This window comes from Cryobacterium sp. TMB3-10, from assembly GCF_004402305.1.
GTDB lineage: Bacteria > Actinomycetota > Actinomycetes > Actinomycetales > Microbacteriaceae > Cryobacterium > Cryobacterium zongtaii.
Window position 1 is genome coordinate 131,600 of record NZ_SOGH01000015.1, and the last position, 14,158, is coordinate 145,757.

Below are 14,158 nucleotides of genomic sequence, written 5' to 3' on the forward strand. Positions count from 1 at the left end.
TCAACCGCCGACGGCCCGAGACCTCAGTGGATGACCGCGAGCAGCACGCCGACGGCCACGAAGAGCGCGCCGAAGACCCGGTTCACCACCAGCTGACCCCGAGCGTCGCGGGTGAATCGCTGGAATGAGCGCGCCGCAACGGCGAAGAAGAACCACATCACCAGAATGTCGATCACAACGACGGTGGCGGCCACGATCAGGTACTGGGCCGGCAACGGCCGATCGACCCGGATGAACTGGGGCAGGAACGCCAAGAAGAACACGATCGCCTTGGGGTTGAGCATGTTCACCCACAGCCCGCGTCGGAACATCGACGAACGCGGCTCATCGCTCAAAGCTCTGGTCTGTTCGGAATCGAGCTCCGGCTTCGCCAGAAGCTGCCGGACGCCCAGGTAAACCAGGTAGGCGGCACCGGCGTAACGAATGACGTTGAACGCGAGCGGCGAACTGGCCACGAGCAGACCCACACCGAGTGCCACGATCACGATGTGGATGAGCAACGCGGCCTGCTGGCCGAGGATGCCCCAGATCGAACGGCGAAAGCCCGCATTCAGGGCGTTGCTCATGGTGTTGATGGCCCCCGCGCCAGGCGTGAAGCTGATCAAGGCGCCCGCGCCGACAAGGGCCAACCACAGGGAGAACTGCATCCGACCATCCTAGATTCTGCGCTTATGCGAGAGTTCGCTGAGAGTCGAGTCTGACACCCTCCGATCCCTATCGGTTGCCCGCGCCTGACTATATCGTTGAGTATCGTTAGCGTTTCACTGAGGAGGTCATCATGGGCAATTCATTCCCCACTGGCGGGTTCGGCGGCGGCAATCCCGTCGACGGCATGTGGCAAGCGATGGAGCAGCTGCGCTCTAAGTTCGAGAAGCGCGCGGGCACCCGCATGGGCCGCGGTGACGTGCGTGCTGCGGTTCTCGCTCTGCTCGTCGAACAGCCGATGCACGGCTACCAGATCATCCACGAAATCGAGGAACGCAGCGGCGGCTCCTGGAAGCCCAGCGCCGGCTCGGTGTACCCGACGCTGCAGCTGTTGGCCGACGAGGGGCTGATCAGCGCGGAGGAGTCCAACGGTCGCAAGACCTACTCGCTCACCGACGCGGGCCGCGCCGAGGCCACCACCTCTGCCGGCCAGGCGCCGTGGGCGCCGGAGACCGAGGCGGAGGACGCCAAGTTCACCGCTCTGCCCAAGGCCGGATTCGAACTCGCGCAGGCCGCCGCCCAGGTCGGTCGCACCGGCACCCCGGAGCAGATCCAGCAGGCTGTTGCGGCCATCGACGAGGCACGTCGCCGGATTTACTCAATCCTCGCCCAGGACTAGCGGGTGACGCCGGGTCGCCGGGTCCGAATGCGCGTGAACCCCGGCGCGGGGGACACCCGTGCGCGGTACCGCCGCATCCTTCGATTCGCCGGCTGGAACCTCGCCGTCACGTGGTTCTACGAGCTGCTGCTGCCGCGTATCGGGCTCGCGCGGGTCGCCGAGCGCACCCGCGCCAAGCGGATGCGCCGCTTCGCGCAACGCTTCCACGTGCTCGCCGTGGACCTGGGCGGGCTGATGATCAAGGTCGGCCAGTTCCTGTCGTCCCGGCTGGACGTGTTGCCGCCTGAGATCACGACCGAACTCGAGGGACTGCAGGACGAGGTGCCGCCGGTTGCCTTCCCGGCGATCCGGGCGCTCGCCGAGGCTGAGCTGGGCATGCCGTTGGAACGGGCGTTCGCGTGGGTCGACGAGACGCCGGTGGCGGCGGCATCGCTCGGTCAGGCTCATCGTGCGCGGCTCGCCCCGCTCGATGCCGCCGACACCGGCCTGCACGGTGTGGTGATCAAGGTTCAACGGCCCGGCATCGACGCCATTGTCGACGTCGACCTGGCGGCGTTACGCAGAGTGAGCGGCTGGCTCAGCCACGTGCGCCTCGTCTCCGACCGGGTGGATGCGCCGGCGCTGATCGAGGAATTCGCGCTGACCTGCCTCGAGGAGATCGACTACCTGCACGAGGCCACCAGCGCCGTGCGGTTCGCGGAGGACTTCGCCGACGACGAGCGGGTGAGCGTGCCCGAGATCGTCTGGGAGCGCACCACCCGACGCGTGCTCACTCTCGAAGACGTGACGGCGATCAAGATCACCGACACGGATGCGCTGGACGCGGCGGGCATCGACCCGGCGCAGGTGGCTCCGGTCTTCGCCGCCGTGATGTTCGACCAGCTGTTCACCAACGGGTTCTTCCACGCCGACCCGCACCCGGGCAACATCTTCGTCACCCCGATGCCGGACGATCCGAGCGGCCGCGGCTGGAGACTGACGTTCATCGACTTCGGCATGATGGGTGAGGTCCCCACGAGCACCCGCCGCGGACTGCGGAAGATGCTCATCGCGGCCGCCTCGCGCGACGGCACGGGCATGGTCAATGCGGCCCGCGACCTGGGCGTGCTCCTGCCCTCGGCCGAAACCTCCGAGCTGGAGAAGGCGATGAAGCAGCTCTTCGCCCGCTTCGGCGGCATGGGCTTCGCTGAGCTGCGCGAGGTGGACCCGCGGGAGTTCCGCGACTTCGCCATCCAGTTCGGGGATGTCGTGCGGGCGCTGCCGTTCCAGCTGCCGGAGAACTTTCTGCTGATCATCCGGGCGATGTCGCTCACTTCCGGGGTCTGCAGTTCGCTGAACCCCGCGTTCAACCTCTGGGATTCGGTGGAGCCCTACGCGTCGCAGTTGATCCGCGACGAGGGCGGCAACGTGGTGCAGGACTTCGGCAAACAGGCGCTGGAGAACGCCGGTATCGCCTGGGCACTGCCGAAGCGGTTGGACGCGATCGTCACCCGCCTCGGAGACGGCACTGTGGCGGTGACGAGCCCGGGCCTCGAGCGGCGGGTCGCGCGCCTGGAGCGCACCGCCGGCCGAGTGGTGTCGGCGGTGCTGTTCGGTGCCCTGCTCATCGCCGGCGCGGTGCTCCGCGGTGACGATGCGGTTCTCGGCGCAGTCCTGATGATCGGGTCGGTCATTCCGCTGCTGCACGCCCTGTTCGCGGGGCGTAGATAGGATCTGCGCATGTCAGGGCCACTGCTCTATCTGAGTTTTCTCGGTACGGCGCGTGAAGCTCTCGGCTTCTACGCGGATGTGTTCGGTGGCGAGCTCACTCTGCACACCTACCAGGACTTTGGGCGGAGTGACGGCCCCGAGGACGCCATAGCCCACGGAGTTCTCAGCGGCAGGGTCGTACTCGCCGGCTCCGACGCGGCCGAGGGCGAGAAGAGCTTTCGGATCGAGGGCGCCAGCCTCGCCCTTCTGGGCACTGCCGAACCAGCGGTTCTCCACGACTGGTTCGACAAACTGGCGGTCGGCGGCACTGGCTCATCGGGTACGAACTCTGAACCCGATCCCCACGGCTCAGCTGGGGTGGTAGCTTCCAGGTGACGGCAGGTGCCACACGTGCAGTGCGGCTGCACTCGCACCAGGCCGGCAGCGCGTGGAATCGAGTCCGGAAGACCGCCCAAGCCCAGGACCGCTGCGGCTGATCGATCGGTGTCGAGCGGCGCTAACCGGGCTGCCGCCGGCTCGACTCGCAACTCGAAGCCGGCTGTCGTCAGGCCTTCTGGCGGCTGACTATCTCGGTGATCCAGATGGGCGCGAACGGTGAGGTGCAGCCAGGGGGAGTCGGGTAGTCCTTGAGTACCTCCAGGCGCTCGCCGATGGCCAGGGCGCGAGCGCGGTGCTCGGGATGCTCGATCCCGATCTGCGCCAGGCAATGGTTCATCGCCCACTGCAGGCGCTCCGGCGCATCCTTCATCTCGGCCTCGATGAGCTCGAGCAGCCCATCCAGGTCGAGGCCCTCGGGGGACTTGGCCACCCCCTCGGTGGTCAGCGCCCAACCGGCGCTGGCGACCACGGGGTCGGTGTCGGCGAACCAGAGCACGCGCAGCTCCTCGACGTGCGAGTTCTTCTTCACTACATAGTTCACGAGCCAGTCCTGCACCTTGGGTGAGCCGGCTTCGCGCAGCATGGCATCCAATTCATCCCGCTCGAACGCCTTCGGCCGGCAGATCAGCAGGGCGAGCAGCCGCGCCGCGGTGTCCCCGGTCGCCCACAGGTCCCGTGAAAACTCCGGCTGGGTCTTGATCCGTTTGGCGACCGCGCGCAGCTTGGTGAGGTTCACCCCGTGGTCGTCACCGTGGTTGAGGTTAACCGCGCGGATCTGCGGGTCCTCGAGCGCGGCCAGCTCGGCCATCACCTCGGCCACTGCCGGGGTCACTGCCGATGTCGTCTGGACCATGGCGGTCTCCTTTTCATCGCGTGCTGTCAGCCTACGACGGGTGCCTCTCGAGTGGGACGTTGCGCACGGCGCCGAGTTTCACCGGGTTCATGATGAAGAAGATCCGGTCGATGCCGCGGGTGCTGACCCCAATGGCCCCGACGAGGAACGGCTCGTCATCCATTCGAAGCACGAAGGCGTCGGAGCCGTTGACTGCGGCGACATGGAGCTCGACATGCATCTGTAGTTTCTGAACCGTACCGAGAAGGAACCGTGCCACGTGGTCGGGACCTTCGACCGGCCGGCGCGCGGCGGTGACGTTCCCACCACCGTCCGAGTACAGGACGATGTCGTCGGCGAGCAGAGTCTGCAGGCCCTCCAGGTCGCCGGCTTGAGCGGCGGCGAGGAAGGAGCGAAGCAGACGGTTCTTCTGCGCGACGGTTACGCGGTTATCGCTGTGCTCCTTGAGGTGCAGGCGGGCACGCCGGGCGAGCTGGCGGGCGTTGGCCTCCGTGGTCTCAACTACCGCGGCGATATCACCGAAGGTGTAACCGAAGGCCTCGTGGAGCAGATAGACGGCGCGCTCCTGTGGGGTCAGTCGTTCCATCAGCAACAGGAGCCCGACTTCGAGGGCCTCCGCGTTTTCCGCTCCCAGTTCGGGATCGGCGCCGGTAAACACCGGTTCCGGCAGCCACGGGCCGATGTAGGTCTCCCGACGCATGCGCGACGACGTCGCCACGTTGATCGTGAGGCGGGTCGTCATCGTCGTCAAAAATGCGGGATGGCTGCGGATGCCCGAGCGGTCGGTCGTCTGCCACTTGACCCAGGCGTCCTGCACGACATCCTCTGCTTCCACTGCGCTGCCGAGCATGCGGTATGCGATACCGAAAAGCCGGGGGCGCATCGACTCAAACCCGGCCGCCAGCTCATCCATTTCTGCTGCGGTAACGTCGCGACTGGGAACTCCCATCGGCATCCTCTGTTCGGTGCTGCTCGGTGTGCAATCCGGCATCAACTTACCGCTACGCCCTTTCCAATGGTGATTCGTGACGGGCCCCGCGCGAGTGCCGCCAGGTGTCACGTTTCGGCGGAGGCGGCGGTCATTACTTGTGACCCCGCCCGTTTTCGAGAAAGAGACCGCATGAGTACACGTTCCGAGCACAGGGTTGTCGTCATCGGGGCCGGCTATGCCGGAATCCTCGCGGCAAACCGGGTGCAAGCGTCCTTGACGGCTGCCGAGGGCCGCCGGGTGCGCGTCGCAATGGTGAATCCCCGCACCGACTTCATCGAACGCGTGCGCCTGCACGAAGTGGCCGCAGGGGTGCGCACGAGCGCCGCGATTCCACTGGACGACATGCTGCACGACCGCATCGAGATCGTCCTGGGCACGGTGCTGCGGATCGACGCTCCTGCCCGGGTGCTCTCCGTCGCGACCAGCGGTGGGATCACGAGCGAACCCTATGACACCCTGGTCTACGCCGTGGGGAGCACGGCCGCGCTCGGAGTACCCGGTGCGGACGAGTTCGCGCACCTGCTCAGCAACGCTGACGGGGCGGAGACCGCGCGCCTTGCGCTTGCCACCGGCCCGGACGGCCAGCGCATCGTCGTGGTCGGGGGCGGGGCGACGGGTGTGGAGGCCGCCGCTGAGTTCGCGGAACAGCACCCGACAGCGTCGGTCACCCTGGTGTCGAGAGGCGCCGTGCTCGCGCATCTCCCCGCGGCCTCCCGCAAGTCCGTCCTCCGTTCGCTGAATAGGCTCGGAGTCAACGTGATGGAGGGGAGCGGCGCCAGCCGGGTCCAGGCCGATGCCGTTGAACTCCTTGACGGCACGCTTCTTCCCAGCGACGTCACCGTCTGGACCGCCTCTTTCGCCGTCCCCGACCTAGCCCGACGCAGCGGGCTCGACGTCGACCCGATCGGCCGGTTGCTGGTCGACGAGGAACTCCGTGCGCTTGCGTACCCTGAAATCTTCGGAGCCGGCGACGCCGTGCACCCGCCGTCGTCCGTGGGTTCTCACCTGCGGATGGGCTGCGCCATCGCCATGCCCCTTGGCGGCCACGCGGCGGACAACGTTCTGGCAGTTCTGCGCGGTGGGAGCCTGACGAAGCTCGATGTCGGTTTCAGCGCTCAGTGCATCAGCATCGGCCGGAAGAGGGCGATCATCCAGCTCCTCACTAAGGCGGACCGGCCTCGGGCGATTCGCATCACCGGCCGGGCCGGGGCGTTGGTGAAGGAATTCGTCTGCGCATACCTCGCGACCGGTTCGCCCCGACGAGAGCGGACCCGACCCGGATCGTTGATGCTGGCCTCTGGCCCGAAGAGGATGCCCGTCGACCTCAGGAACTAGTCCCGTGCGCAAGGTTGGTGCGCCGTCGGGCCAACCGGGGACTCGGCGGCGGTCGGGACCAGTCGCGGTCTGCTTGGCGCAACCTCGGACAAAGCCGCCTGAAACCCTGTGCTTCCGCTCTTACCTCACGACTCGACCGAGCCTCCTGTTGGCGATGACGGTACACGCGGTGGTGGGGTTTTGACACCGGCCGGTCCATGTCGGCGTCGGCGGAGAGCACCACTGCACCTCGTATGGCCCGTTGCGCCCTCTACAGCGGGTGCACCCGGCCATACAGGGCGCAGTGAGCGCCAACGAGCTCACGAAACCACTACTCGGGGGCTGGCCCGCCGGTCGGGGGAGCCGGCGCGAAGCGCTGATGGCCGAGCACGGCCAGGAGCGCCAGCTTCTCGGCGGCCTCGCTCCGCGGCGCCGCGGTGAGGATGAGCAACGCCTGACCACGGTCCTCGGTGAGGAGCGTCTGGCAGTCGAGTTCAATCGGACCCAGTTCCGGGTGGATCAGCGTCTTGTGGTCCTGGAAGCGGGTGGCCACATCCTGCAGTTCCCAGATTTCGGTGAATTCTGCGCTCACCCGGCTCAGCTCTCGCACCAACGCACCCGCTCGTGAGCGCTGGCCCGCCGCTCCGAAGGCCGCACGGAGGCCGGCCACCTGGGCCCGGCTCTGCCGCTGCCGGTCGGCAAACGGGTAGATCTCCCGATCGGTGGGGTCGGTGAACCACCGGTAGACGCTGCTGCGAGCCAGCCCGGTGTGCCGGGAGTGGTCGCCGAGAAGCGCCGCGCCCAGCCAGTTCTGCGCCAGAGTCTCACCGAGGCTGGAAAGGATCAACGCCGGGGTCTCCTCGAGCCGGTCGAAGACCCGCATCAGGGAGGGGGCAACGTGCGTGTCCAGTGGCGTGCGCGCCGGCACGTTGTGGTCGGCGAGGCGGTACAGGTAATCCCGCTCGTCGTTGCTCAGGCGCAGCGCCCGGGCCAGGGCCGCCAACATCTGTTCGGATGGTTGCGGGCTGCGGGCCTGCTCCATCCGCACGTAGTAGTCCGCGGACATCCCGGCCAACGCGGCGACCTCCTCGCGGCGTAACCCGGGGACCAATCGACGCGGCCCAGCGGGGAGGCCGACGTCCTCAGGGCGGAGCCCGCTCCGGCGGGAGCGGAGAAAATCGGCGAGAGCAGATTGGTCCATGCGTCCATCATCCGCCACCGACGCGCCGCTCTCCAGGGACCGGCAGTCCTACGACAACGGCTCCTCTCCCGCATCCGGTCGCCGCCGCACACACTCGAGTCATGAACATCACCGGAAACACCATTTTCATCCCCGGCGCCACCTCGGGCATCGGACTCGCCCTGGCCCTGCGATTGCGGGCCGCCGGCAATACCGTCGTGATCGGCGGGCGCCGCGCCGACGTGTTGCAGCGCCTCGCCGCCGAGCACGGGCTGTCCGGCGTCACCATCGACACCACCGACCCCGCCTCCGTGCTGGCCGCCCGCGACCAGATTCTGGCCGAGCACAGCGACCTGAACGTACTCATCGCCATGGCCGGGGTGATGAACGCCGAGGATGTGCGCGGTGCTGGTTTCCTGGCCGTAGCTGAACGCATCGTCGAGACCAACATCAACGGGCCGCTGCGGCTGGTCGCCGCATTCATCGAGCACCTGCAGACCCGCCCAGACGCCACCCTGATGACGGTCTCGTCAGGGCTCGCCTTCACCCCGCTGGCCTTTACCCCCACCTACAACGGCACCAAGGCCTTCATCCACCAGTACAGCGAGACCATTCGGATGCAGCTGGCCGGAACATCCGTGCAGGTCATTGAGCTCGTTCCGCCGGCCGTGCAGACCGAACTGATGGCCGGCAACTCGGTGAACGAGCACTTCATGCCTCTGGACGCCTTCGCCGACGAGGTTATGGCTCTTCTGGAAGCGCAGCCCGACGCGCAGGAGATTCTCGTTGATACCGTGAAGTTCCTGCGGTTCGCGGAGGTCGAGGGGCGCTACGCCGCCACCATTGCGGCGCTGAACCCCGCCGCGTGACAGGGCAGGCGGCTCACTGCACCTCCTACGGGCGGCCGCGCCCGCTATAGCGGTAGCGGTCGCCGACAGGGGGCGCAGTGAGCGCCGCGCACGCCCCGGACAAGGCCCAGCGATGGATGCGCCGGGTCAGGCGGAGATCGCGAGGTCTTGAGTGATGCTCGGCGAATCGCCGGCGTAGACCGGCTCAACTCGGGGCGGCACCTCTGAGCGCGCGGATGATCTGCGCGAGCGCCAACCCGGCGGCCGCCACCACGGGCACGGTTACCACCATCAGGGCGATTCGGTTGGGCCGGAATTCCAGCCCGTCGGGTCCGCCGACATAGGCGCCGATCGGCACCGCGTAGCCGCCGCCACCACCGCCGCTGCCTTCCCCGACGCCCATGCCGGCTGGGCCGAAGCCGCCGTCGGGCATCTCGCTGGAGCCCTCGCCGCCGCCGAAGCCGAAGCCGACGAGCGCGACGGGGATCAGGTCGTGCCCGCCCAGCGTGGTCTTCTCGCCGTACGCCAGTTTCGCACCCCAGGAGGGCACCGATTCCGCTAGTTTCTCGATGAGGTTCGCCATGGAGCGACCGTACGCGGGTTTGCGCCGATCGGATAGCTGCCACCTGCCGGTAGGCTGCGAGTGCCCAGGCAGGGCGGAGCGGGCCGTGACGAGCACAGATGAGAAAAGAGCCGACCGTGGGGGAGAAAACGGCAGTGAAGAGTGGGGCATTCCGGCGCGAGACCTGGTTTCTCATCGCGGCAATCGGGTTGCTGCTGAGCCCGGCCCTCTTCGACCTGCGCTGGCTGCGAGACGCCACCGCGGACTTCGGCAATTCCCGGGACGCGCTGTACGGCGTTGTCGGTGCGTTCGTGACGGCCGGCCTCGTCAATTCGTGGAGCAAGAGACGTGCCGAGACGCGGGACAGGCTGCGCTACGACGGGATGTCGAAGGTGGCGTTTCGCAGTCTCGCCCAGACCGTGAACGATGTGGGACGGATGCTCCTCGCCCCTGTAGTCGGAGCCGATCTCTATGCCGCTGGAATTCCCGGGTTCACCCCGGAGCATCATGAGGAAAATCTGGCGAATCTCCGCGCCCTGTCGATACAGCCCGACTTCGCGCCGAAAAGCGGCGTCTGGGACGACGCCGTGAGTCGTGACAAGGTGACGGCGAACCTGATGGCGCTCTGTGCGCAACATGGGTTCCCGCAACACATGTTTCGCACCACATCGGCTGCCCGGCGGCGCCTGCAAACGGCCATGGCTGATTGGGCGCCCGTGATGGTGGCCGTGCCGGGAGCGAACGAACACCTGGCCCGTGGCTGGCCGCTGGCGGACCAGATCGTTCTGTTGCTCGAGTCCTGGCGGCATTTGATGACCGCGGACGCGTCGGGTGCCGCCTCCCAGAGTGACCTGGACCGGGTGGCAGAGGACTACGCCGAGACGATTCGCCAGTACCAAGCCTGGATTCAGGAGCTGATTCCGTTGGCCGGCCTGCCCGCTCGCTGACGGCCCACCGCGCGCCGATACTCGTTGACACGCCGGTGACGTTTCATCGGCGACCGCATCGCCGACCTCCTCGGCCGCATGACGGTGGAGGAAAAGGTGGGGCCCTGCTAGGCGTCGTGGGCACCGGGGAGGTGGCGTCGGCGGCGGGACATCGTCGCCTGCACCGCCTCTGCTGCGCCCGGATGTTGCGCACTGTGCGCCGTGTACCAGCGGTGGTAGGCGGCGACCAGCGGAACCGACGTGAGGCCGTGCAGGATCACGCTCAGCGCAACGGTGACGAAAACCGTCGTGAGCACGACGTCCCCCTCGGGCACACCACGCTCGAAGGCGAGAAGCGCGAACACCAGCGAAGCCAGCCCGCGCGGACCGAACCAGCCGATGAACGCCACCGTGGGCCGTTTCAGCCCCTGACCGGCGAGGGCGATCGTGACCGGAATCATCCGTACCAGCGTCAGGCTGAGCGCGGCGTAGAGGACGACCTGCCAGGTGATGTACGGGAAGGCCAGGGTGAGGGCCAGCGCGCCGAACCCGATCCAGGTGACGGCGGCGAGGAAGCCGCCAGAGTCCTCGGCCAGCAAGGTGACGGCCGACCCGCGCGTGCCGGAGAACCTGCCGAACGCGAGGCCGCCCACGAAGGCGGCGATGAATCCGCTGCCACCGAGTGTCACGGCGATGGTGAACGCCAGCAGCGCCGCCGCCAGGGGAACGATCTGGCGCCACTCCCGGCCGATCCAGTCCCGGTGGTCGGCGGCGCGGAACAACAGCCCGCCCAGCGCGCCGGCGACCAAGCCCCCGATGAGCCCCCAACCGATCTGGGCGGCCATGCTGCTGATCACCGCCGAGGGCACGTCGGTCTCCAGCTCAGCGTTGGCGATAGCGAGTGTGACCAGGAAGAACGGCACGGCGAGGCCGTCGTTGAGTCCGCTCTCCACGTCGAGGGACTGCCGCACCCGCCCGGGGACGGCCGGGTCGGACACGACCTTCTGGCCTAACGCCGCATCCGTGGAGGCCAGCATCGTGGCCAGCAGCACCACGGAGGCCAGCGCCATGTCGGGGAAGACGAGCGCACCGACCACAGATCCGGCGATCATGGTGAGCGGCAGCCCGATCAGCAGCAGGCGGGTCGGCAAGGAGAGCTCTCGCCGGAGCGCCCGCAGGTCGATGCGGGAGGCGTCGCTGAAGAGGAGCAGCACCAATGCGATCTCGGCCACAAGCTCGGCGACCTCGGATTCCACGGCAATGTCGAGCCAGCCGAGCGCCGACGTGCCGACGAGGAAACCCACGACGGTGAAGAAGAGGGCCGACGTAATGCCCCGTCGATCCAACGGCCTCGAGAACACACTCCAGATGACGATGATCGCCAGCACCGTTGTGGCCGCAACCATCCGAACCCTGCTCTCGATCGTGGCGCCTGCATCTGGCTGCCCTGCACCACGTCTACACCCGAATGCGCCTGGTTCCTAGATGTTGGGCGGGCGCCGAGACCGCCCGTTTCGGGCTTACGACGGCCGGAATCCCGATCAGACCTGGTTGCTATGCTGACCGGACGTGCACCGAAGAACCGACCCGGCGGGAGTGATTTGTGGCTGAGATGCGGGGTTCAGGCGGTGGTCGAGCCCGGTGGGCGCGCCTGACCGAGTCGGTGGAATCACGGTTGTGGCCGCTCCCGGTGGCGGCGATTCTACTGGCTGTGGTGCTGGGGCTCGTGCTTCCGCGCATTGACCTGCTCATCGACGCGGAACTGCCCACCGCCGTGGACTCGGTGATATTCAACGGGGGAGCAGAGACGGCCCGGTCGGTGCTGTCGTCGATTGCCGGCTCGTTGATCACGGCGACGTCGCTGACTTTCTCTCTCACGGTGGTGGCGTTGCAGCTGGCCAGCAGCCAGGCGTCGCCCCGCGTGTTGCGGTTGTTCGCCAGGGACCGGCAGGTGCACGCGACCCTGGCTGTTTTCCTCGGCACCTTCGCATACTCGATCACGGTGCTTCGGTCGGTGCGAGCGACGACGGATGACGCCGCCGAGTTCGTACCCCGGGTCGCCGTGACGACGGCGTTCGTGCTCACCCTGGTGAGCGTCATCATGCTGGTCTTCTTCCTCGCCCACCTAGCCGCCCAGCTGCGGGTGGAGACGATGCTGAAGGACATCCACGCCGAAACGAACCGCACCATCGACCTCGTCGGTGCCGGTAATGAGGCCGCACAGGCGTATACCTCGCCGATGCAGATCCCGGTCGGGACGCACACCGTCACGGCTGCGGTGAGCGGTTTCATCACCGGCCGCGACCACGCGGCACTGGTGGCCTACGCCGCCCCGCACTCGCTTGTCTTCCAGGAGGTCAGGCGGGTCGGGGAAAACGTCGTCGCCGGCACGCCACTGATGGTGTGGTGGCCGGCCGGGGACGGTACGGACCCGGCGGACGCGGACGACGTGGCGGATGCGGTGCGCGGCGCGTACTCAATTGCCTACGAACGCACCGCGGCGCAGGACATCGACTACGGGGTGCAGCAGATCGTGGACATCGGCGTGCGCGCGCTGTCGCCGGGCATCAACGACCCGACCACCGCCGTGAATGCCCTCGGGCACCTCAGCGCGATCGTGGCCAGCACGCTCCAGATGCCGGCGCTTCCCAGCGCCCTCGCCGATGCGGACGGGAACCTGCGGGTGGTGACGGCTACCCGCACAGCGGCAGACACTATCCATGATGCGCTGTCCCCGATGCGGCATTACGGCGCCAACGACCCCTCGGTGGTGAGAAGGTTTCTGCAACTGGTCAGCGATCTGGCTTACACCTGCTCGGCCGGGGAGGTGCAGACGGCCCTTCAGCAGCAGCTGGCCGCACTGGACCTGCAACTGCAGGCACAGGGCGACGATCCCGCCTCGGTCAGAGAGATGCGCGCCGCTGTCGCCGAGGTCACGGCGCGCATCGCCGACTCGCCCGTCCGTGCGACCTAGACGGAACACCGCATCCTTCGGCGCCATGCCGTGTTGTGCACAGGGGCGCGACGGGGCGAGTTCTCGACAGCCGAGATCGTTTCTGCGGGGGAGCTGATGCCGCCACGACACTAGACGGATGGACCTCGGCATCTGGCTCGCCCGGCACCACGGCGTTGCGCACTCAGCTCAGGCGCTGCGTGCGGGGTTCACTCGATACTCGATCAGGCAGAGCATCGCCGGCGGCGAGTGCGAACGCATCCGCCGTGATTGGCTCGCTCTGCCGACGGCTCCAGCCGATCTGCGCGCCGCGGCTGCGCTCGGCGGGCGGGTGGCGTGCCTCAGCGTTGCCCGGCAGCTTGAGCTGTGGCACCTCTCTGACGGGATGAACCACGTCAGCATGCCGAGAAACACGGCGGTGCCGGCATCCGAAACCCTGCGGGTGCACTGGAGTATCGGACCGGTACCGGTTGCCCGGTTCGCACTTGTGGAACCTATCGAGAACGCCCTCGTGCACATCGCCGAGTGCCAACCGTTCGAGAACGCTCTCGTCGTCTGGGACTCCGCTTTGAACAAGAAGCTCGTGACCCAGGCCTCGCTCGCGAGGCTGCACCTGCGCAGTGCCGCGGCCCGTGCCGTGCGAGAGGTCGCGTCGGGGCTGGCCGATTCGGGCCTGGAGACGCTGCCCGTTTCCCGGCTCGCGGCCATCGGCATCCGGGTCAGCCAGCAGGTCATGCTCGCGGGGCACCGCGTCGATGGTCTGATCGGGCAGCGGCTCGTACTGCAGAGCGATGGCTTCAGCTTCCACTCCACGGCCGAGCAGCGGCGGGCAGACATCGCGCACGATCGGAGGCTCGCCCTCCTCGGTTTCACGGTTCTGCGCTACGACTACCGGCAGATCCTCTTCGACTGGCCACGGGTCGAGGCGGAGATCCTCCACGCCATGGCCCAGGGTCTTCACCTCGCCCCGACGCAAGTTAGGAGATAGTGAGATTAATAGGATGCTTTGAGCGGCGGATTCAACCGGTCAGCGCAACACCGGTCGGTTGTGGCTTCGAGAGTAGCTCGTTGAGGGCTTCTTTCGGGGTTTTCCAGTCGAGGGTTTTGCGGGGGCGGTCG

14 protein-coding genes are annotated in these 14,158 nt (G+C 67.5%); 8 read left to right on the top strand and 6 right to left on the bottom strand.

What is annotated here, in order from left to right:
* Window positions 1-23 precede the first annotated feature (23 nt).
* The gene (locus E3T22_RS06655) at window positions 24-647 is read right to left on the bottom strand and encodes a LysE family transporter (RefSeq protein WP_134480580.1); all 624 of its coding nucleotides are present in this window, start codon (window positions 645-647) and stop codon (window positions 24-26) included.
* Window positions 648-778: 131 nt separating this feature from the next.
* Between E3T22_RS06655 and E3T22_RS06660 the strand changes: the two genes are divergently transcribed.
* From E3T22_RS06660 to E3T22_RS06670, 3 genes are read left to right on the top strand one after another with little or no spacing between them, the layout of a single operon-like run.
* Window positions 779-1,324, top strand: a complete 546-nt coding sequence (locus E3T22_RS06660; RefSeq protein ID WP_088455833.1) for a PadR family transcriptional regulator — start codon at window positions 779-781, stop codon at window positions 1,322-1,324.
* A gap of 27 nt (window positions 1,325-1,351) precedes the next feature.
* Entirely contained in the window at window positions 1,352-3,034 is a 1,683-nt protein-coding gene (locus E3T22_RS06665) for an AarF/ABC1/UbiB kinase family protein (RefSeq protein ID WP_134408568.1), read from the top strand.
* Window positions 3,035-3,043: 9 nt separating this feature from the next.
* Complete coding sequence (locus E3T22_RS06670) at window positions 3,044-3,409, top strand: VOC family protein (protein ID WP_241983617.1); 366 nt, start codon at window positions 3,044-3,046, stop codon at window positions 3,407-3,409.
* 169 nt (window positions 3,410-3,578) lie between these two features.
* Here E3T22_RS06670 and E3T22_RS06675 read toward each other — a convergent pair whose 3' ends face one another.
* Entirely contained in the window at window positions 3,579-4,265 is a 687-nt protein-coding gene (locus tag E3T22_RS06675; protein ID WP_134480581.1) for a DNA alkylation repair protein, read from the bottom strand.
* 31 nt (window positions 4,266-4,296) lie between these two features.
* Window positions 4,297-5,178, bottom strand: coding sequence for an RNA polymerase sigma-70 factor (locus E3T22_RS06680; protein WP_241983618.1), 882 nt, complete (start codon window positions 5,176-5,178; stop codon window positions 4,297-4,299).
* A 207-nt stretch (window positions 5,179-5,385) separates the two neighbouring features.
* On the opposite strand from E3T22_RS06680, the gene E3T22_RS06685 reads away from it, so the two are divergent.
* Window positions 5,386-6,591 (top strand): NAD(P)/FAD-dependent oxidoreductase, encoded by a 1,206-nt coding sequence (locus tag E3T22_RS06685; protein ID WP_166789274.1) that lies wholly within the window; start codon window positions 5,386-5,388, stop codon window positions 6,589-6,591.
* A 310-nt stretch (window positions 6,592-6,901) separates the two neighbouring features.
* On the opposite strand, the gene E3T22_RS06690 is transcribed toward E3T22_RS06685, so the two are convergent.
* A complete protein-coding gene (locus tag E3T22_RS06690) occupies window positions 6,902-7,771 on the bottom strand; it encodes a helix-turn-helix domain-containing protein (protein ID WP_134480583.1) in 870 nt (289 codons plus the stop codon).
* Between the two features lie 101 nt (window positions 7,772-7,872).
* On the opposite strand from E3T22_RS06690, the gene E3T22_RS06695 reads away from it, so the two are divergent.
* Window positions 7,873-8,619, top strand: coding sequence for an SDR family oxidoreductase (locus tag E3T22_RS06695; RefSeq protein ID WP_103461063.1), 747 nt, complete (start codon window positions 7,873-7,875; stop codon window positions 8,617-8,619).
* Between the two features lie 184 nt (window positions 8,620-8,803).
* Here E3T22_RS06695 and E3T22_RS06700 read toward each other — a convergent pair whose 3' ends face one another.
* The gene (locus E3T22_RS06700) at window positions 8,804-9,181 is read right to left on the bottom strand and encodes a hypothetical protein (protein ID WP_088455840.1); all 378 of its coding nucleotides are present in this window, start codon (window positions 9,179-9,181) and stop codon (window positions 8,804-8,806) included.
* A 116-nt stretch (window positions 9,182-9,297) separates the two neighbouring features.
* Between E3T22_RS06700 and E3T22_RS06705 the strand changes: the two genes are divergently transcribed.
* Window positions 9,298-10,107 (top strand): hypothetical protein, encoded by an 810-nt coding sequence (locus tag E3T22_RS06705; RefSeq protein ID WP_134408575.1) that lies wholly within the window; start codon window positions 9,298-9,300, stop codon window positions 10,105-10,107.
* A gap of 107 nt (window positions 10,108-10,214) precedes the next feature.
* On the opposite strand, the gene E3T22_RS06710 is transcribed toward E3T22_RS06705, so the two are convergent.
* A complete protein-coding gene (locus E3T22_RS06710; protein WP_134480584.1) occupies window positions 10,215-11,492 on the bottom strand; it encodes a sodium:proton antiporter in 1,278 nt (425 codons plus the stop codon).
* A 206-nt stretch (window positions 11,493-11,698) separates the two neighbouring features.
* Between E3T22_RS06710 and E3T22_RS06715 the strand changes: the two genes are divergently transcribed.
* Together E3T22_RS06715 and E3T22_RS06720 are read left to right on the top strand one after the other, a co-directional pair.
* Window positions 11,699-13,060, top strand: a complete 1,362-nt coding sequence (locus E3T22_RS06715; RefSeq protein ID WP_255453166.1) for a DUF2254 domain-containing protein — start codon at window positions 11,699-11,701, stop codon at window positions 13,058-13,060.
* Window positions 13,061-13,178: 118 nt separating this feature from the next.
* Window positions 13,179-14,027, top strand: a complete 849-nt coding sequence (locus E3T22_RS06720; protein WP_134480585.1) for an endonuclease domain-containing protein — start codon at window positions 13,179-13,181, stop codon at window positions 14,025-14,027.
* Window positions 14,028-14,158: the final 131 nt, after the last annotated feature.